This is a genomic window from Fulvivirga maritima, from assembly GCF_021389955.1.
Taxonomy (GTDB): Bacteria; Bacteroidota; Bacteroidia; order Cytophagales; family Cyclobacteriaceae; genus Fulvivirga; species Fulvivirga maritima.
On the sequence record NZ_CP089980.1, the window covers coordinates 841,593 to 861,039 of the forward strand.

The 19,447-nt window shown below is 38.2% G+C and carries 14 protein-coding genes; 8 read left to right on the plus strand and 6 right to left on the minus strand.

The genetic code is table 11. The features are described from left to right. The first annotated feature begins 347 nt into the window (after nucleotides 1-347). The 5 genes from LVD15_RS03480 (at nucleotide 348) to LVD15_RS03500 (ending at nucleotide 9,331) form a co-directional block, all read left to right on the plus strand. A complete protein-coding gene (locus tag LVD15_RS03480; protein WP_233778928.1) occupies nucleotides 348-764 on the plus strand; it encodes a hypothetical protein in 417 nt (138 codons plus the stop codon). A gap of 174 nt (nucleotides 765-938) precedes the next feature. After that, the gene (locus LVD15_RS03485; protein WP_233778930.1) at nucleotides 939-2,021 is read left to right on the plus strand and encodes an efflux RND transporter periplasmic adaptor subunit; all 1,083 of its coding nucleotides are present in this window, start codon (nucleotides 939-941) and stop codon (nucleotides 2,019-2,021) included. 28 nt (nucleotides 2,022-2,049) lie between these two features. Next, nucleotides 2,050-5,211 carry an efflux RND transporter permease subunit gene (locus LVD15_RS03490; RefSeq protein WP_233778932.1) on the plus strand — a complete coding sequence of 1,054 codons (3,162 nt, stop codon included), beginning with the start codon at nucleotides 2,050-2,052 and terminating at the stop codon, nucleotides 5,209-5,211. Further along, the gene (locus tag LVD15_RS03495; protein WP_233780925.1) at nucleotides 5,204-6,643 is read left to right on the plus strand and encodes a TolC family protein; all 1,440 of its coding nucleotides are present in this window, start codon (nucleotides 5,204-5,206) and stop codon (nucleotides 6,641-6,643) included. Before LVD15_RS03490 ends, LVD15_RS03495 begins: the two co-directional genes overlap by 8 nt. A 258-nt stretch (nucleotides 6,644-6,901) precedes the next feature. Next, the gene (locus tag LVD15_RS03500) at nucleotides 6,902-9,331 is read left to right on the plus strand and encodes an ABC transporter permease (protein WP_233778934.1); all 2,430 of its coding nucleotides are present in this window, start codon (nucleotides 6,902-6,904) and stop codon (nucleotides 9,329-9,331) included. 118 nt (nucleotides 9,332-9,449) lie between these two features. On the opposite strand, the gene LVD15_RS03505 is transcribed toward LVD15_RS03500, so the two are convergent. From LVD15_RS03505 to LVD15_RS03525, 5 genes are all read right to left on the minus strand, one after another. Next, nucleotides 9,450-9,758: a hypothetical protein gene (locus LVD15_RS03505; protein WP_233778935.1), complete on the minus strand. Its 309-nt coding sequence runs from the start codon at nucleotides 9,756-9,758 to the stop codon at nucleotides 9,450-9,452. Nucleotides 9,759-10,240: 482 nt separating this feature from the next. Then, nucleotides 10,241-11,407 carry a leucine-rich repeat domain-containing protein gene (locus LVD15_RS03510; RefSeq protein ID WP_233778937.1) on the minus strand — a complete coding sequence of 389 codons (1,167 nt, stop codon included), beginning with the start codon at nucleotides 11,405-11,407 and terminating at the stop codon, nucleotides 10,241-10,243. Between the two features lie 53 nt (nucleotides 11,408-11,460). Further along, nucleotides 11,461-12,909: a serine hydrolase domain-containing protein gene (locus LVD15_RS03515; RefSeq protein WP_233778939.1), complete on the minus strand. Its 1,449-nt coding sequence runs from the start codon at nucleotides 12,907-12,909 to the stop codon at nucleotides 11,461-11,463. Nucleotides 12,910-13,102: 193 nt separating this feature from the next. After that, nucleotides 13,103-16,267, minus strand: coding sequence for a leucine-rich repeat domain-containing protein (locus LVD15_RS03520; protein ID WP_233778941.1), 3,165 nt, complete (start codon nucleotides 16,265-16,267; stop codon nucleotides 13,103-13,105). Nucleotides 16,268-16,391: 124 nt separating this feature from the next. Beyond that, nucleotides 16,392-16,946, minus strand: coding sequence for a sugar O-acetyltransferase (locus LVD15_RS03525; protein WP_233778943.1), 555 nt, complete (start codon nucleotides 16,944-16,946; stop codon nucleotides 16,392-16,394). A gap of 289 nt (nucleotides 16,947-17,235) precedes the next feature. On the opposite strand from LVD15_RS03525, the gene LVD15_RS03530 reads away from it, so the two are divergent. The 3 genes from LVD15_RS03530 (at nucleotide 17,236) to LVD15_RS03540 (ending at nucleotide 18,470) form a co-directional block, all read left to right on the plus strand. Continuing rightward, nucleotides 17,236-17,766, plus strand: coding sequence for a cupin domain-containing protein (locus LVD15_RS03530; protein ID WP_233778945.1), 531 nt, complete (start codon nucleotides 17,236-17,238; stop codon nucleotides 17,764-17,766). 73 nt (nucleotides 17,767-17,839) lie between these two features. Beyond that, nucleotides 17,840-18,238: a (R)-mandelonitrile lyase gene (locus LVD15_RS03535; RefSeq protein WP_233778947.1), complete on the plus strand. Its 399-nt coding sequence runs from the start codon at nucleotides 17,840-17,842 to the stop codon at nucleotides 18,236-18,238. A 4-nt stretch (nucleotides 18,239-18,242) separates the two neighbouring features. After that, entirely contained in the window at nucleotides 18,243-18,470 is a 228-nt protein-coding gene (locus LVD15_RS03540; protein ID WP_233778949.1) for a tautomerase family protein, read from the plus strand. Between the two features lie 279 nt (nucleotides 18,471-18,749). On the opposite strand, the gene LVD15_RS03545 is transcribed toward LVD15_RS03540, so the two are convergent. Beyond that, nucleotides 18,750-19,331, minus strand: a complete 582-nt coding sequence (locus LVD15_RS03545; RefSeq protein WP_233778951.1) for a hypothetical protein — start codon at nucleotides 19,329-19,331, stop codon at nucleotides 18,750-18,752. Between the last annotated feature and the right edge of the window lie 116 nt (nucleotides 19,332-19,447).

Genomic DNA, 19,447 nt, shown 5'->3' on the forward strand with positions numbered 1-19,447 from the left:
ATTAAAAGCGTAAGTTTTACTGATATTTTAGAGGGCTATTAACGACTACAAAAGCAGGTCATCTACGCCTCTTTTTTTGAGTAAAAATCAGTAAGGTTCCAACCTGTTACTCATGACCATTTTTAGAGCAAATCAGACGTGACCAGCCCGCAAATCAGAAGTTTAACTTTTATTAACAATTGAGCTGAGCAGGACCTCCTTCCGCTAAAAAAGTGGCCGCAAGACCTATAAAATGTCTTTTTACTATTGATTTCAGAATGAAAAGTATCTTTTCCAAACTTTCCTCCTCTTGTGGGCAGGGGCACTCTCTTGACTGGCATATAGCCTTTCTGTATGTTTGAAGTCTGATGAAAAAGTGGATAGTTAGATTTTTCCTTTTCTTAAGCTTTTCCCTTATAAGCGAAAACACCCTGATGAGCCTGGCTCAGGAGCAGGGACAAGCTAACTATGCCTGCACACGTAAACAACTTCAGCAACCCTCCCCAAAAGATAACTTTAGTGGTAAAATCAATACCATACAAAAAGATAAAAGCGGACAGCAACAAGGGGAGCATATCATTGAGATTACTGAAAATGAAGTAGAAGAAAATGAATTGCTTTTCGGGAAAAAACACCTGGAAATAACACACTACTTTAGCATACTTTTTCATGAGCAGCTGGCTGAATTTTTTGAGTCTAGCAATAGGCAGGTTCCATTTTGGAAGCACTTCACGTATGATTCTTCATTCAAGTGGTTTCTCCTGCTGAGAGTTATCAGACTCTGATATAAATACTGATTAGGCGGCACCCTCTGTCGCTGAAATCCCAAGAATACAATTTTTCAATTAAGGCCTTTTCAAATCCAAAAGGCCTCGAGGTATCATGTATAATCATGCCTCAAAATCAATTTGCAATACAACCTTATCATTTAAACAGCAATTTTTAAAAGCGGAATTATTATGAACAAAATTCTTATGCTTATGGGCTTGTGTGCCTTATTGTGTTTCACAAGTTGCCACTCAGAGAAAGAAAAAACGGAGGAAGAAGTAAAATTTTCTGTGACCAGTCCTATTCGGATGGACACCTCTCTAACTAAAGAGTATGTGTGCCAAATAAAATCAATCCGTCATATAGAGCTTAGAGCACAGGAAAAGGGTTATCTGGATGACATTTATGTAGATGAAGGTCAAAATGTAAAAAAAGGGCAACTATTATTTCAGATTATGCCCAAACTATATGAAGCCGAAAAGCTTAAGGCTAAGGCTGAAGCTAAAGCAGCAGAAATAGAGCTTAGAAATACACAATCATTAGCAGACAGCAACATTGTTTCTCCTAATGAACTTGCTTTGGCTCAAGCCAAATTTGAACAAGCGAATGCAGAACTGAAATTGGCCGATGTACACTTAGGGTTCACTCAAATAAGAGCTCCTTTTGATGGTATTATTGACCGTTTCCATGTAAGACCAGGTAGTTTAATTAATGAAGAAGACCTGCTTACCAACCTTTCTGATAACAGTGAAATGTGGGTGTACTTTAACGTACCAGAGGCAGAATACCTTGATTATAAAACTAAAGTAAAAGGAGACAGCACCATGAATGTGAAGCTCCTTATGGCTAATAATAAGATTTTTGGCTACCCTGGAGAGGTTAAAACTATTGAAGCTGACTTTAATAACGAAACAGGTAACATCCCTTTCAGAGCTACCTTCCCTAACCCCGATAGACTCCTGAGACACGGAGAAACAGGTAGTATTTTAATGACTAAAGAACTTAAAAATGCCTTATTAATCCCTCAGAAAGCCACTTTTGAGGTGTTAGAGAAGAAATATGTTTTTGTAATTACTGATGAGAATGTAGTGAAGGCAAGACCTATCACTATAAAAGCAGAAATGCCTCACCTATATGCCATACAAGATGGCCTAAAAGAAGGCGACAAAATACTTTTAGAAGGCCTTCGCCTGGTAGAAGATGGAGACGAAATCGAATATGATTTTGTGAAACCACAAACAGCTATTAATAGCCTGGATCTCTACGCCGAGTAATCAAGTATTACAATAAAGACACGATTTTATGTTTAAAAAGATAATACACCGGCCGGTATTTGCCATAGTCATATCGGTCATAATAGTTTTTATAGGTACGCTGGCTATCAATCAGCTGCCTATTTCGCAATATCCACAGATAGCCCCAACCACCGTAAACGTAGCCATAGCCTACCCTGGTGCCAGTGCTGATGTGCTAGTAAAATCTACCCTGATCACCCTGGAGAATTCCATTAACGGCACACAGGGCATGAGATATATGGCCACCGATGCCACCAGTGCTGGTGAGGCCACTTTAAGGTTAATTTTTGAACCAGGCACAGACCCTAACCAGGCCGTAATACGGGTAAAAACCCGGGTAGACCGCGTAATGCCACTACTACCTGAACTGGTACAGCGAGAAGGTGTGGTTATTACCCCAATACAGCCTAGTATGTTGATGTATGTTAACATCTATGGTAAGGATAAAAGCATGGATGAGAAGTTTCTCTACAACTATGCTAACGTGCAAATGGTGCCGGAGCTTAACCGAACAAAAGGGGTAGCAAACTCTCAGATACTTGGTAGCCGTAGGTACGCCATGCGGGTATGGCTTAACCCTGACAGAATGAGGGCTTATAACATTTCTGTAGATGAAGTGATGGAAGCCATGGCAGAGCAAAGTATAGTAGGTAGACCTGGTAGGCTGGGTCGTAGTTCAGGTATTGAATCTCAGTCATTAGAATATGTGCTGACCTATAAAGGCCGTTTGAGCGACCCTAAAGAATATGAAGATATCATAATAAGAGCGAATGCTGAGGGTGAAAGTATACACCTGAGAGATGTAGCTAAAGTAGAGCTAGGAAGTGAGTTTTTTGATATTTATTCTAACCTTGACGGACACCCTTCGGCATCTATTGTATTAAAGCAAAACTACGGTAGTAACGCCAGCGAAGTAATCTCCTCAGTGAAAGAAAAGCTGAAAGAAATGGAGAAGAACTTCCCTCCAGGACTTGAGTATAAAATCACTTATGACGTATCTAAATTCCTGGATGCTTCCATAGAACAAGTAATTCATACCTTACGAGATGCCTTCATTCTTGTAGCCATCGTAGTGTTTATATTCCTAGGCGACTGGAGATCTACCCTGATCCCGATTCTGGCAGTGCCGGTATCATTAGTAGGAGCCTTTTTCGTAATACAGTTTTTCGGGCTTTCCATTAACCTGGTTACGCTTTTTGCTCTGGTACTCGCTATTGGTATAGTGGTAGATGATGCCATTGTGGTAGTAGAAGCGGTACACGCCAAAATGGAAGAAAAGCATCTCAATCCGTATAAAGCGGTAAAAGAGGTAATGGGAGAAATCAGTGGTGCTATCATAGCTATTACTGCAGTAATGGTATCTGTGTTCTTACCTATATCATTTATGTCTGGCCCAGTAGGTACATTCTACCGTCAGTTCTCTATCACTATGGCCAGTTCTATAGTTATCTCAGCACTCATAGCTTTAACGCTTACGCCGGTACTTTGTGCCATGCTATTGAAAAACAATCATGGTAAAGAAAGGAAGAGAAATATCCTTAACCGCGGGCTGGATAGCTTTAACAGAGGCTTTGAGAAGCTTACAGGTAGGTATGCGAATTTATTGAAGAAGATTGTTAACCGAAAAGCCGTAACCTGGGGAGTACTTTTATTATTCTGTGCGGGTATATTCTTTGTTAACAAAATATTACCTGGCGGATTTATTCCTAGTGAAGACCAGGGAACTATCTATGCCATTATACAAACACCTCCGGGAGCTACACTAGAAAGAACCAATGAGGTTTCTCGAAACTTACAGAAGATATGTGAAGAAATAGACGGAGTAGAATCTGTAACCTCACTAGCTGGTTATGAGATCATGACTGAAGGACGTGGTTCTAACGCAGGTACTTGTCTTATCAACTTAAAAGGTTGGTCAGAAAGAGAGCATTCTGTTACCGAGATCATGGAAGAGCTGGAAGAAAAATCAAAAGGACTAGGCGCTGTCATAGAATTTTTCGAACCACCAGCTATTCCTGGTTTCGGCTCTTCAGGTGGTTTTTCTATGCGTTTGCTAGACAAAACAACTGACACTGATTATCAGGATTTCGATAAAATCAATAAAGACTTCATCGCTAATCTTAAAAAGAGAAAAGAGCTTACCGGTGTATTCACCTTCTTCGCGGCTAACTATCCTCAGTATGAATTAGAGATAGACAACAAAGCAGCCATGCAAAAAGGCGTTTCTATAGGCGATGCTATGGAGAACCTTGACATTCTGATAGGTAGTACCTACGAGCAGGGTTTCATTAAATTCGGCCGATTCTTTAAGGTATACGTACAGTCAGATCCTAAATTCAGAAGACTGCCTTCTGATGTTTTGAACCTGTTCATTAAAAACGATCATGGTGAAATGGTACCTTACTCTGCCTTCATGAAATTGAAGAAAAGCCAGGGACCGAATGAAATCACTCGTTATAACATGTACAATTCTGCCTCCATCAGAGGGCTTCCTGCAAAAGGTTATACTACTGCTGATGCCATAGAGGCTATCAAAGAAGTAGCTGCTAACACCTTGCCTAGAGGTTATGACATAGCCTGGGAAGGGTTGTCTTATGACGAAGCACAGAGAGGAAATGAGTCATTATACATATTCATAATCGTATCTGTATTTGTGTACCTGGTTCTGGCTGCTCAGTATGAAAGTTTCATATTACCACTGGCCGTACTATTGTCTCTGCCTATGGGTATTTTCGGTTCATTCCTATTACTCAAAGCTATGGGGCTGGCCAATGACATTTACGCCCAGGTAGGTCTGATCATGCTGGTAGGATTATTAGGTAAAAACGCCGTGCTTATTGTAGAGTTCGCGGTACAGAAATACAGAGAAGGCTTCTCCATACCCGATGCTGCCATTGAAGGTGCCAGGGTACGTTTCAGACCTATCCTCATGACATCATTTGCCTTTATCGCAGGACTTATTCCTTTGATATTAGCTCACGGAGCAGGAGCCATTGGTAACCACACTATCGGTTCATCAGCCCTGGGAGGTATGCTTTTCGGAACCATATTCGGGGTAATAATAATACCCGGCCTATATGTAATATTCGGAAAAATAGCCTCTGGTCGTAAGCTGATAAAAGATGAAGATGATAATCCATTAACAGAAGACTATGTACACCATAAATAAGAAAAGAATATATAAATACATAGGAGTTACGTGCATAGCACTTTCGTTTGCGGCATGTAAAACTCCCACGGCAATAGAGAAAACGGCCAATATGGAACCCCCTGCGAGTTATAATGACTCGCAAGATTCTACTAACGTGGCCTCCATAGAATGGGAAGAATACTTCTCTGATCCTTACTTAAAAGCACTTATTGACTCGGCTTTAAGTAATAATCAGGAGCTCAACATCACTTTACAGGAAATTAATATTGCTAAAAATGAAGTGAGAGCCAGAAAAGGAGAATACTTACCCTTTTTAGGCGTAAGAGCAGGAGCTGAACTAGAAAAAGTAGGTAGATACACCAGCCAAGGAGCTAATGATGCTACTACTGACATAAAACCAGGAGTAGAAACACCTGACCCTCTAGGAGATTTAGCCATAGAGGCTGTGGCTAACTGGGAGGTCGACATCTGGAAGAAGCTTCGCAATGCCAAGAAATCTGCACTTATGCGCTACTTATCTAGCATAGAAGGTAAAAACTTTATGGTGACTAACCTTATTGCAGAAATAGCCAACTCTTACTATGAACTGCTGGCGCTAGATAATCAGTTAGCCATAGTACAGAGGAATATTAATATCCAGAGCAATGCACTGGGCATAGTAAAAATGCAAAAAAAGGCAGGTAGAGCTACCGAGCTGGCCGTAAGAAAGTTTGAAGCAGAAGTATTTCATACCAGAAGCCTTCAGTATGATATTCAGCAAAAAATAGTAGAAGCTGAAAACAAGATCAACTTCCTGGTAGGCCGCTACCCGCAGCATGTAGAGCGTGATTATGAAGTGTTTAGTAATGATGATTTCATAAGAGAAAACATTGCCGCTGGTTTACCTGCTCAGCTATTAGCCAACAGGCCGGATATCAGAGAAGCGGAAAAAGAGCTTGCAGCTTCTAAGCTAGATGTAAAAGTGGCTAAAGCCAGATTTTATCCTTCCTTAGGCATCAGCGCTGGCGTGGGATATAATGCCTTCAATGCTAAGTATTTACTTACCACACCTGAGTCTTTAATATACTCTGTAGCTGGTGATCTTATGGCTCCTTTGATTAACAGAAATGAGATCAAAGCCACTTATAACAGTGCTAATGCCAAACAAGTACAGGCAGTATATAACTATGAGCAAACTATTTTAAATGCCTATATAGAAGTAGCTAATCAAATGGCGAAAATTGACAACTTGGCAAAAAGTTACGATCTAAAATCTAAGGAAGTAGATGCGCTTACCAGCTCTATTACCATCTCTAACAACCTGTTTAAATCGGCTCGTGCTGATTATATGGAGGTTTTAATGACACAAAGAGATGCGTTAGAATCAAAATTTGAATTGGTAGAAACCAAAATGCAGCAAAAGAATGCGGTAGTTAATATCTACCGTGCGTTAGGCGGCGGATGGAAATGATTTAGTGCCCCGATAATCAAAAGCTGTCCCGCTTTAGTTGGAAGCCCTCGGAGTTCTTAGGAACTTTGAGGGCTTTTTTTGTTTTACGCTCATAACTGAAGTATACTTCCCAAAACATGTTCGATTCTGACCAAAAGTGTTTGCAATCGAGCACCTCTAATTTCACAATCCAATAAAAATAAATCCACATATAACTGATTATCAATCAGTTAAATTAATGACATATGTATTGACTAAGTATTTTGAAATTCCGCCACTATGCTAAAAAACTACTTCAAGATTGCACTTAGAAACATGGTAAGAAATAAGCTTTTTACCACCATTAACATTTTAGGTCTATCAGTCAGTATAGCCTGTTGCCTACTTCTATTCCTTTATGTTTCTGAACAGTTAGGTTATGACCAACAGCATGGTGAAAACGTATATCGTATTACCTCTGAAATAACCCAAACAGGAGGTAATAAGCTACAATTAGCTACCAGCTCTGTGCCTGTAGCCCCAGCAATTCAGCAAGAAATACCTGAAATAGAAGTAGCCTCAAGAGTAATTAACACCGAATCATTCGGCAAAGACATCATTTATGTAGGCACTGATTCTTATTACATTAAAGGAGGGGCAGCAGCAGACTCATCTATTTTTAAAGTATTACACTATGATATTATTGCCGGCAATTCTGATATGCCACTGCCTCATGGAAATGCCGTAGTGCTAGAAAAGGAATGGTCTAATAAACTTTTTGGTGAAAATAATGCTATTGGTAAATCTGTGAAGATCAGCACTGGCATGGGAGTTTCAGAGTTTGAAGTGACCGGAGTATATGACAAAAGCAGCTTTAATACACACCTATCCCCCTCCTTCATCATATCGCTATCTAACACTGATTGGAAAAACTTCATCACCTACCTCTCTCCTCAGTGGGTCACTAATAACCTCACCTCAACCTATATTAAACTACAACCAGGTGCTTCTACTATGCCTGTAGAAGAAAAAATAGATCAAATATTTAGAAGAAATGGAGCTGAAGACATGAAGGCGTATGGAATAGCAAAAGAAATGGCCTTACAGCCCGTAAAAGATATTCATACCAGTGACCTCACTTTTAATAGCGGTGAAGAAACAGGCATAAGCCTCACTTTCATTAATGTTTTAATAGGTATAGGCATCCTCATTCTGGTGCTGGCCTGTATTAATTACATCAACCTTTCTACTGCTCAAGCCAGTAAACGTGCCCTTGAAGTAGGCGTAAGAAAAGTAATGGGGATATCAACCAAAGGCCTAATTTCACAATTTTTAGGTGAATCGTTTATGGTGGTTTTGGTCTCTTTAATAGTTAGCTTTTGCCTGGCCAGCTTAACCCTGCCTGTCTTTAATCAGCTGGTAGATCAGCCTATTACGCTCAACGCTAAAAACATGCCACTGATAATAGAATACATGGCTATATTTCTTTTTATTACAGCATTTTTAGCTGGTATTTATCCGGCCATCTACCTGTCTTCTTTTAAGGCAACATCCGTATTGAAAGGCAAAAACAAAGATAAAGGCGGGGCAGCGCTGCTTCGAAAAATATTGGTTGTCGGTCAATTTGTGATATCTATAGCTCTCATCAGTGCCATATTAGTCATATCAGATCAGGTTGCGTTTATAAAGAATAAAGATTTAGGATTTCAGCCTACCTCTAAAGTGGTTATTCCACTAGCAAACGACCTCAATAAGGAAGCTCCCGTGCTTAAAGAACAATTCAAAAAACTGGCTCAAGTCTCAGAAGTAGGCGGCGGAGATAACATACCCGGAGAGTTCATTTTCAGTGATCTGTTTTTGCACAAAAGCGGTGAAACCATGGACGAGGCGATTCATATATACCAAAACGAAGTAGATGATGACTACATTAAAGCTTTGCACATGAAATTAATAGCTGGAAGGCATTTTAGAGAAAACATAAAAGATGATTCGCTTACTACCCGTATCATACTCAACCGAGAAGCAGTGAACCAGTTTGGTTTCACCCCTGAGGAAGTGATAGATCAGGATTTATACAGCAAATGGAACAACATAGAGTACACTTATCATGTAGTAGGTGTGGTAGATGATATTAATCAAAATTCTCTTCATGAAACCATAAAGCCTACCATGCTAGTATACCGAAATGGTGAAGTGGCACAGCTTATTGTAAAAACAGATGTAAATAACTACTCAGAGACCATGGCCAGCTTGCAGGCTATCTGGAAAACGGTAATCCCAGACAGCCCTTTTGAAGCCTTTACCTTAAACGACCACCTGATAAAACAGTATCAAAGTGATTTTAAGACTTTCAATCTGATTAAATATTTTGCCTTTATTTCAATATTTATCAGCTGCATGGGGCTTTATGCACTCTCTGTGTTTATTGCCGAACGCAGATTCAAAGAAATAGGAGTAAGAAAAGTACTAGGTGCCGACATAAAAGACATTTTACTGCTAGTATCTAAAGACCTTTCACTACTAGTTGTTATCGCTTTTGTTCTCTCCGTGCCCATTTCTATTTATGCTATGAATATCTGGTTATCAGGATTTGCCTATAAAGTAGAACAGCACCCTATTACCTATTTCATAGCAGGCTGCGCCACAGTATGTATTGCTTGGCTTACCATCGGGTATCAATCAATAAAAGCTGCCAGAACTAATCCTGTAGATGTACTTGTGGATGAGTAGGGGTTTATGGTTGAGTAAATGAAATATGGAAATCGTATTGAAAGTTTTTAAAAGGTCCCTTTATATTTAGCCAAACTGAGTCATTCATAGCCAACTTAGCTCATGGCAATAGTTTCTTTCATTCAAGGAATCCGATTGTAAATAAAACAATATCCATAATTATCATCCAAACAAAGAAGATAAATGTCCAAAATTTAAGAACAATTGCATTCCAGAAGTAGGTCAGAATATCATCATTAGGGTCCTTTCGAAATTCATCCCGAAGCTTGACTGGTTTGAAAAAATAAAATATTCCCACAAATGTGGATAGAGAACCTACCACCACTAACAACTGAAGATATTTAGAAACGGTAAGCCCCAATATATATCCTACTGTAAAAATCAAGATACCATAACCAATCAATCTATTAATTGTCTTTCTTTCCATAAAATATTATTAAAATTAGTCTTAGCACACAGACGCAATTATAGAAAGTCCTTCAAAGAAAATTGTAATTACAGATGTAATTCTTAAAACGCTGTTAATTTTTTCTTATTCAATTTTTGATAAGATCGGAGCAGCCAATACAACTTGAAACTCACTGGTAATCAGATTTTATTAAATGAAATCTTTATCGATCCATAAGCTCGTGAATATAATAAGTAAGAGACTCACCTTCAAACATGTCGACCCGCAATCCATTTTATCTAGCCGTTTATAATCAGAAAACATTCTAGTTTTAGTCTTCATACTGTTTCCCAGAATTGATATAAATTGCAAGATCAGATAGCCCCATTGTTGATCTTCAACTATCTACAATTGTGGAATCTTCAAGGGGATAAATTTGAAATTGTCCATAGAATCCTCTCACACAGAATATCGTCTAAGTCACAAACACAATTTCAATATTGTAGATTGCCTGACCTGGCTCAATAATCCCTCACTTCATCAAACCATCCCATTGCTTTTTTGGCATCTATTTCAAGGCTTGGCACTTGCCTTAATTGGTTTATTGCTTCTGCTATATCTTCTCTTTCAGAGGTTTCTATTTGAGGCAATTCATTAAAGGTTTTTGCGAATTCAATTAACAAAGTCTTTACCTCCTCCACCACTTTAGCCTTTCCTAACTTCTTCACTGTCGACTTATAGACCTTTACAGCTAATTTGGCATTTTTACCCTCCCAGGCAGTAAACGGGATCCCATATTCTGTGGTAAACCATATTTGCTTTCTTAGCTGAGATACGCTCGAATATTGCATTTCTCTTTCCTTAGACAATTTATTGAGTTCCTTTCTTAGCACTTTCCCTCTACCTTCTTCAATATTCCAGCCAATGAAGCTTTTCAAAAACTTCCAGGTATTTAACTCCGGCAGATCACTTAAATCAGGAACATAGCGGAGTGATAAACTTTCCAGATTAGGCAACTTGCTAAGCACATGTAGATTGGTCATGTTTCCTGATAAACTCAAACTCTTCAGGTACTCAAACTGTAATAGTTGCTCACAATCAAAAGATTGACCTACTGGTTTTACTGTTACATGAATGGATGACGACTTTTTGAAAGCCGGAAACTCAGGCAAACGATAACTCGCGTCGCTTTCTTCAATAGCTGGATTGAAATGTATATTTTCAAGCGAACCTGCCTTTTCAATGTCAAGGTTTTTCAGATTACCATCAAGCACTAATGTGGTTATTCCACTGCCAATTTTCAACTTTATTGGGTGCTCCTCCGCTATAATGGTAAGCTGATTAATATTGGAATTTTCAAAGTCAACCGAAACCTGCTTAAAAGGTTTCCATGTAAAATATTCTATCTTCCTTTTTTCGGACCAGAAGCTAAAACCAGAATCATTTCCATAATAATAAAACCATCGGGGCCAGTCTCCATTAGGATACAGATGAGCATTTTGCTGGCCGTGCGGCGTGTATAAATTATTAAAGCAATCCCAGTTGATATTTTGATGCTCACCAACTATAACATCAAAGTCTAATTTATCTTTAAGATGCTCAGGTCCCAACGACAAGCTCCCTTGGCCCGCCTCCCTTTTTATAGCATGACTGTCTTTATCCGTTAAAGAAATTATTAGTTCTTCCATTTTTTAAGAATGCTGTCTGTTATAAGAAAATCAATTAACTGCCTCTATCCATTTTACCACCCAAAGGCAGAAATTTGATTACTCTCATTGAATTGCAAATCAAAACACGGAGTTAAATCAACCACCTCACCACTTTTCGATTGTAAAATAATATCATAACTCATGTCTCCATATTCCAAAATATGCTTCAATTGATATCCGGGAAACTCATGTTTCATATCTTTTACCCACATTTTAAACCGTCGTTCTCTTTCTTTACTGGCAAGATGCTGGGTGATAAAAGCATCAATATCTTCATCATCAGCCAAAACCAGTTTTACGAAATGCTGTATGATTTCCAGCTGTTTATGGGCGGTATCAGCATTGCTATGTTTAATACTTTTCATTTTGGGCACTATGGGGGTATAGTTTTCATTAAATAGTAATTGTTCTATTTCCCATGCCACCATTTGAGTATCATACCTTAACTCATTCGTCATGTATATAATTACTGCATTCTCTTCCGGCATTTGTATAAAATCAGCATAAAAAACGCCATTTGATCCGTTATGAGCTATGATTTTTGTATTCCTATCACTATTTAATATATTCCATCCATAAGCATAATGAGAATCGCCAGCTTCATTTTCTTTAACATGAGGAAAAGTGAGTTGCTCAAATGATTTTTGAGAAATGATTTTATATTCTACGAGTGCCTTATACCATTTATACAAATCAGAAGGGTTAGAAAGAATACCCCCATTTCCTTTTAAATGCCAAGATATTTGACTTGAATCGGCCTTCCATTTTATAAGGTGAGTACCCCAATCTTCTCCACATTTATAGCCATGGGCTATTTGGGTAGAATCCCAATTCGGAATAAGATACCCTGTACTTTTCATTCCTGCCTTTTGAAAAAGATTTTTCTGCAAATAGGCTTCATAATCCATTTGAGTTACCGCTTCAATAATCATAGCCAAAAGGCTGTAACCCACATTAGAATAGCTGTACTGACTGCCCGGGATAAAGTCTAACGGTGATGCATAAACCTGACCTAAAAACTCCGCTTTTGAAATAGGCACAAAATCCACTCCATACCCAAGATTCCCGACGATGCCTGACGTATGAGTCAATAATTGATGAATAGTAATGCTCTGTTTATCCGCTGGTGTATCAGAGAAAAACTTAGAAATAGAATCACTTACCGACAATTTACCTTCTTCCTGCAAGCTTAGTACAGCAGCGGCTGTAAACTGCTTGGTTAATGATCCTGTTGTGAAAATGGTTTTTTCAGTTACAGGAAGTTTCTCTGTCTTGTCTCTTAATCCAACACCGCCAGAGTATAACACCTGATCATCTTTAGCTACTAAAATGCTTGCCGAAGGTCCATTATCATCACAGTCAGTAATATATGCTTTGAGCCGTTCACCCAAGGAATTTTCCTTTGCTATTGGCTTGGTTTTATTTTTACACGAAAGACAAACCGTTAAAATGATTGCTATTATAGAAATGTAATTTTTCATTGCTGGTTTATACTGTGATGCTTTGATTAACGTCAACACCTAATCACCACAGTAAATGGCGCTTTAAATACAGTTTTTCAAGCTAAACTACTGAATTTTACTTTTAGAGCTGTCATTGCTAAGAGGACGTAATTGATTTTCTTTTTCTTAAGACCTCAATCTATCAAATCAAATAATCTAATAGGTATCCATATTATTCAACGATAAACTTCAATACACTTTCTGCTTTCCCATTAACAGTAAGCTTAGCGTAATAAATGCCTGCAGGGGTTTGTTCTGCACCTTTCCATTCATACCTGCTGGTGTCTGTCTCCACCTTAATGGTTCCGCACTTCTTACCGTGAGTGTTGTATACTTCTATTATTCCGTCATTGAAGTGTGCATCAGAAAGCATAAATGTGACACTAGTAGATGAAGGGTTGGGATACACCGTCAAAAGCTGTACCGCATCTCTTCCTTCTACACCAGTAATATGATAAGCCTGATAGTCTTCATTACTTAAATTGGCAGTAAGCTGCTCATAAGTCCTACTTGTTGGCTCAAAGCTAAATCCATCTAATTCAGGAGTTAAAGTACCATTCCAATCATAAGGTACTTCTACGGAATAATAGCCGACATCATCGGTATAAATTTCATTAGTGAAGCCATTAATTAACACTTCTCCTAAACCAGATTCGGCAGTAGATATAACACCCGAAATAGTATAACTGCCAATATACTCCGCTTGATAATCCTGATCCTGTAGTGATGACTGAAGGTTATTATATTCTTGTGACTCTGGAGAGAAAAGGTAATCTTCTTTAACAGGTATAACTTCGCCACTCCAACCCTCTAAAACATGTGCTTCATAATACCCGGCAGCCGAAGTAAACACTGGCTCATCAAACCCTTGCAGTTCTACATTCTCTAAAGGCTGATCAGCTACATCAGTAATCATTCCTGATATCGCTATACCTTCTTTGATAATGTAATTGACAGTTGTGGAACTGCTTCGATTATAGTTAGTTTTTTCGTATACATAAACTTCTAACTGAGCAGTGTAAGAACTGTCCTCATACATAGGCTGAACTTCCAGCAGGCTATCGGATAAATTAACCTTCAATACATTTGAGCGACTAATTTGCCAGGTTAATAAATTATTACTCAAATAATCATCCGAACTATATTCACTTAAATTTAATGTGGAAAATGATCTGGCTCCTCTACTTATCAACTGATCTGTTATATCCTCTATTTCTGGATTTCTATTGGGAGGGTTAATTTCTCCCATCAGAGTCACTGACTTTTGAATAACTCCTCCCTCTGGATCCATCACTTGTAGGGTTATGGTTACGCTGGTATCCTGATTAGCTAAAACATTAGCATCAAGTGTAATTCCGTCAGGGCGAATAATCGGCTGGACATATACTTTGCCTGGTATTACTTCTCCATTTAGCGAATCTGCCTCCAATACTCTATAAGTTAATCGGTCGTAATCTGTAAAATCATCGGTAACAAAATATTTCAAATACGTAATACTGGTAAAATAATAAAATGCATTACAACCGGTAGTTCCAGGCGTACAAGGAGGTTCTGCATCTTGGGCAAGATTCATATAAATTGTATCCATACTTACCTCTGGATTAGCATTTTCATCAGATAACATTTCAATAGTGAGTTGAGCAATAGCCACATTTCCTCCTTCATCTTCAACCTCCACAGTGAGCGTATCTTTTCCATAACCATTTACGGTTTTAGGTAAAACAAATTTGGCATAACTACGACTGTATAAAGTGTCTGGTTTAAGTATAAAATGCTCAGTTTCTTCTGGAAAGCGAAACTCCAATTCATTGATAGGAGTGAAATCATCCTTTGCGGCAATATTCAGATAGGCTCTTCCTCCCTCCCTAAATATCAGATCTTGATAAGTTAATTCTGGAGCATTATCATTTCCTAATACCCTTACTACATTGCTCCTCAAGCTTAAATTAGGTAAAGAAGGGTTCTTAATAATGCAGTAATAAATGCCAGCGTGGGCAGAAGCATCATAACTAGAGATATGTATACTGTCTTCAGTAGAATATTTTGTTGCTCCTGTCAGAGCAATATTATCAGCTCTATACCACTGATAAGTATTTCCTGATGCGGGTATATAATTATCAATAAAAACATCCAACACCTCTCCTGCTCTGGGTTCTAAGGTTCTATAGGTGCCAATATATTGTTGTGGTTGAAACTCAATGTAAGAAGGGTTAAACTGTCCGTAAAAATTTATAATATCTCGAAAGGTGTATCGATTATTAGTAATTAAAAGACGCTCGGTGATATTATTATCTATTACCTCCAGCTCCCCGGAAAGATTATTATCACTTACATCTAAACGTAGTCTGTTTATTCTAAAAACATCTTCCGGAATTTCTCCCTCCATTTGATTCTTATTCGCTGTAATCTGTCTAAGACCTCGCAGCCCAACGATGCTTTCCGGAAATTCGGTAAGTTTATTTTCAGAAATATCTATCTGAATTAGATTGGTTAAATTTGACATATCCGCAGGAAGAGCAGAAAGTTGATTTCTGTTTACATCTAATCGCTCAAGCTTTGTGAGATTATTGATAGATGAAGGCAAGTCTGTAAGTTGATTATTGGATAATACCAATTGATCTAAATTTGATAAGTTACCTACAGATTCAGGCAATGAAATTAGTCCATTAGCCTGTAAATATAACTTTTGTAACTGTTGTAATTCATCGATTGAAGAAGGGAGTCCCGTAATGGAATTGTAAGATAGACGCAAATCAATTAATGATTCTAATTCTAATATAGATGCTGGAAATTGCTCTAAATGAATATTTTGGCTAAGACTTAATACCTTCAGATTGATCAAATCTGAGAGATCTGGAAGATCAGCAAATTCATTATTACCAAGTAATAGTATCTCTAATTGTTCTAACTCATTAATAAAATCTGGCAAAGTTTCAATGCTATTATAACCAAGACTCAAACTTTTCAGATCCTCTAGGTCAGTCATCTCTTCGGGTAAATATTTTAGATTAAAATGGGAAACACCTAAACTTACCAACGAATCCATAGCGCTCAAAACTTGTATGGCGGCAGGAAGACTATCTGTTGTAAAGTGAGGATTAAACCAGTCACCTGAAAGTGTAACCCCATATACCTTCCCAGAATTATAATCATATGAAACTCCGGTCCACTCTCGAACATTTTTTGTGGTATTCCAAAAAGCCGGCCATCCCGAATCCATCATTTGCTGATGAAAATTGAGTAATACTAAGCTATCTGGCTTATAAGCAGGAGTTTGTGCTTCTGCCGCTTTCAAAAATAGCCCACAGAAGCAAAGGGTTAAAAAATACTTTACCATCACCTTAAAGCAAGTAATTAAAAAATTATTGCTTTAAGTAAGTATAAATGACTCAAAACTCAAAATATATATACAATATATTTATTTAACCCTATTAAAATTAGTTCAAGTATTTCATACAAGGCTACAACTCCCTCACCACTTTACAAGGCGAGCCCACCGCCAAGGTATTAGCAGGTATACTCTTGGCTACCAGGCTGCCAGCGCCTATGGTGCAGCCATCACCTATGGAAACACCGGGTAGCAGAATACAATTACCGCCAATCCAAACATCATTGCCAATGGTGATAGGCTTAGCAAAGCCAATATGCTTTTTACGCTCCTCTGTATCTATGGGGTGGCACGCTGTATATATTTGTACGTTGGGAGCTATAAACACATTATCTCCTATAGTTACAGGGCAGCAATCTAAAAGTGTGAAATTATAATTGATAAAAACATTATCTCCTAACACTGTATTTACACCGTAATCTATGCGCATAGGTTTCTCTATATGCACCCCCTGCCCCATTACACCAAAAATCTGACGCTGAACATTTTCCTTCTCCTCCACAGCTCTGGGAGCCAAACCATTAAAAACATCTACCAACTCTCTGGTTCTATACCTTATCTCCACCAGCTCAGGATCGTTTATGAAGTACTTTTCTCCGGCCAGCATTTTCTCTCTTTCAGTTTTCATCTGCAAAATATTATAAGTGTAGTGATTACATTTATAAATGTATCCAAAACCATTTAATCTTACAGCCTTCCTTCCCGATTTTTAGTATCTCAGTTTATTAAGAATACATAAACTTAATCCTTCATGCCAGAAAATCAGTAGATTACACCCCTACGCATCAAAAGTAAAGTTCTACCGCCAAGGGTTTGAATTCTGTAATTATTGGTTTGAAAGTCATACTAACCGATGCTCCCTCTAAGCGTTTCATTAATATAGGTTTCATAAGGCAAATCCATTTTAACCTTTAATTATGATTACGAAAAAACTTACATTACTAGTTGTTGTTCTGGCTTTTGGCCTACACTCATGCACTCCAAGCCAGCCTGAGTCTGACAGCTCCGCCCAGACAGAACTTACCGAAGCAGAAGCGAGTGCAGACAATAAAGAATTAGACTTTATCTTCCCGAAAGGGCAAAAAGGACCTGATAAAAACTTTACAGGCAATGCCTATAACTACGGTCTTGTGTCTATGGATTCTACTTACACTACACTAGTAGGTAATGTATACTTTGAGCCAGGGGCAAGAAGTAACTGGCACACCCACCCAGGCGGACAAATACTTATCATTACTGACGGCCAGGGATATCATCAGATAGAAGGTGAACCTATTCAGATTTTAAAGAAAGGTGATGTTGCCAAGTGCCCTCCTAACACCAGACACTGGCATGGAGCCAGCCCTGAAGTAGGCATGCAGCAAATGTATATTGTTCCTAACACAGAAAAAGGAGTAGTAGACTGGATGGAAGCCGTTACTGACGAGCAATACAACAGCAAAAAATAAGAATTACAAGATATCACTGTCGCCTGCCCCGCTAGTGGCAGTGATTTTATTATAGATTTAAAATAATACAAATATGGAAATCACTAAAAACGGAAGCCAAAAATCTGTACAAGGCCCAGAAGACTGGTTTACAGGTAGCGTGAGAATTGACCCTTTATTTGGTCAAAAAGAAAATGTAACTAAAGGTGCTGCTTCATTAGTAACCTTTGAGCCAGGAGCAAGAACAGCATGGCATACTCACCCTGCTGGTCAAACGCTTATAGTAGAATCTGGCTTAGGCTGGGTACAGAAAGAAGGCGGACCGATAGAAGAAATTCGTCCGGGAGACATTGTATGGTTTGCACCTAATGAAAAGCACTGGCATGGAGCCTCTCCTGAGAAAGCTATGAGCCACATAGCTGTGCAGGAAGAAGTAGATGGTGAAGTAGTTACCTGGATGGAAAAAGTATCTGACGAACAATATTCAAAATAACAAAATGCCGCATATTCAAGTAAAAGTGTTGGAAGGAAAAACCGAGGAAGAGAAGAATAAGCTGGCTCAGGAGCTGGTAAAAGCAGCTCAAAAGGTAATAGACCTGGGAGATGATTCTTTCTCTGTTTCCATTGAAGATTTCACATCTGATGAATGGAAAAACGAGGTTTATCCTAACCACATCATGAAAAGAAAAGACATTCTCTACAAAGAACCAGGTTACGAAATGTAATCTCTTTCTTAGTACAGAATATATAAATCCAAATAAATAAGCCAGAACAGCATTATGCGTTCTGGCTTATTTATTTTATCTGTGAGCCATTTGAGTAAAATCAACCGTCTCCAAAATAAGGAAAAAAGAGGTTACTGTTTATCTTTAATTTCTAACTGTCGAGTAAACAGAAAATCCTTCTAACTAAAAGGCTCTCTTGTTGCTTTCAGTTCCTACTGCTTTGATAGCTAAAATACCAATTAGATTTTCAGCTGCAAGCAGAGCTATTTTTATGATAATTTAATTACAATTGAGATCATAATAATCAAGAGCATCTTCTATCTCATGATCCCTTTTTATACGATTTTGAGTGTTAACATAGGCAGCAAACATCTGACACTCCTCAGCAAGTTCTTTAATCCCCCTTTTTCTATCTAAGAATTTAAGCTTACCTCCCTCCTCTATGAAATAAGAGACTGAGGCTACTTTATTAGCAGAACTCTGTGGTCCATTCATTCCATATATCATAGTTCTACTGTATGTATATGATTTAAAAAAACTCTTTTTCCCTTTAGTAAGATAGAAGCCGATATAATATGAATTGTTATTATTCAACACCACATACTTTGATCCATCTCTTAAATAAATTTTCCTAACCTCCGACTTAGGCAGTTTTGTTTTCACTCCATTTAGCCTACCTTTTATAAAAGGCTTGTCATCAGAAGGAAAAATATTTTGACCACGATATAACCGCAGGGTGGTTACAAATTCAATAGTGTCACCAGAGGTTTTAATAATTTTTACCGGTTCGGTACTTTGACAAAAGACTCGCGAAGAGCCAATGCAAATGAGAGCTAATAATAAGGTTAATTTTTGATGCATGTCTATAACTGTTAAAAGTGAACATATAAACAGCACATTCCCTATAATTCTATTTTACTCCTGCTTGCACAAAACAAGAATAAATAGCTATCAATCTAAATTACACAACAATATAA

Coding starts and splice junctions, on each gene's coding strand:
- LVD15_RS03480 (WP_233778928.1), top strand. CDS start 348: ATGAAAAAGTGGATAGTTAGATTTTTCCTTTTCTTAAGCTTTTCCCTT.
- LVD15_RS03485 (WP_233778930.1), top strand. CDS start 939: ATGAACAAAATTCTTATGCTTATGGGCTTGTGTGCCTTATTGTGTTTC.
- LVD15_RS03490 (WP_233778932.1), top strand. CDS start 2,050: ATGTTTAAAAAGATAATACACCGGCCGGTATTTGCCATAGTCATATCG.
- LVD15_RS03500 (WP_233778934.1), top strand. CDS start 6,902: ATGCTAAAAAACTACTTCAAGATTGCACTTAGAAACATGGTAAGAAAT.
- LVD15_RS03505 (WP_233778935.1), bottom strand. CDS start 9,758: ATGGAAAGAAAGACAATTAATAGATTGATTGGTTATGGTATCTTGATT.
- LVD15_RS03510 (WP_233778937.1), bottom strand. CDS start 11,407: ATGGAAGAACTAATAATTTCTTTAACGGATAAAGACAGTCATGCTATA.
- LVD15_RS03515 (WP_233778939.1), bottom strand. CDS start 12,909: ATGAAAAATTACATTTCTATAATAGCAATCATTTTAACGGTTTGTCTT.
- LVD15_RS03520 (WP_233778941.1), bottom strand. CDS start 16,267: ATGGTAAAGTATTTTTTAACCCTTTGCTTCTGTGGGCTATTTTTGAAA.
- LVD15_RS03525 (WP_233778943.1), bottom strand. CDS start 16,946: ATGAAAACTGAAAGAGAGAAAATGCTGGCCGGAGAAAAGTACTTCATA.
- LVD15_RS03530 (WP_233778945.1), top strand. CDS start 17,236: ATGATTACGAAAAAACTTACATTACTAGTTGTTGTTCTGGCTTTTGGC.
- LVD15_RS03535 (WP_233778947.1), top strand. CDS start 17,840: ATGGAAATCACTAAAAACGGAAGCCAAAAATCTGTACAAGGCCCAGAA.
- LVD15_RS03540 (WP_233778949.1), top strand. CDS start 18,243: ATGCCGCATATTCAAGTAAAAGTGTTGGAAGGAAAAACCGAGGAAGAG.
- LVD15_RS03545 (WP_233778951.1), bottom strand. CDS start 19,331: ATGCATCAAAAATTAACCTTATTATTAGCTCTCATTTGCATTGGCTCT.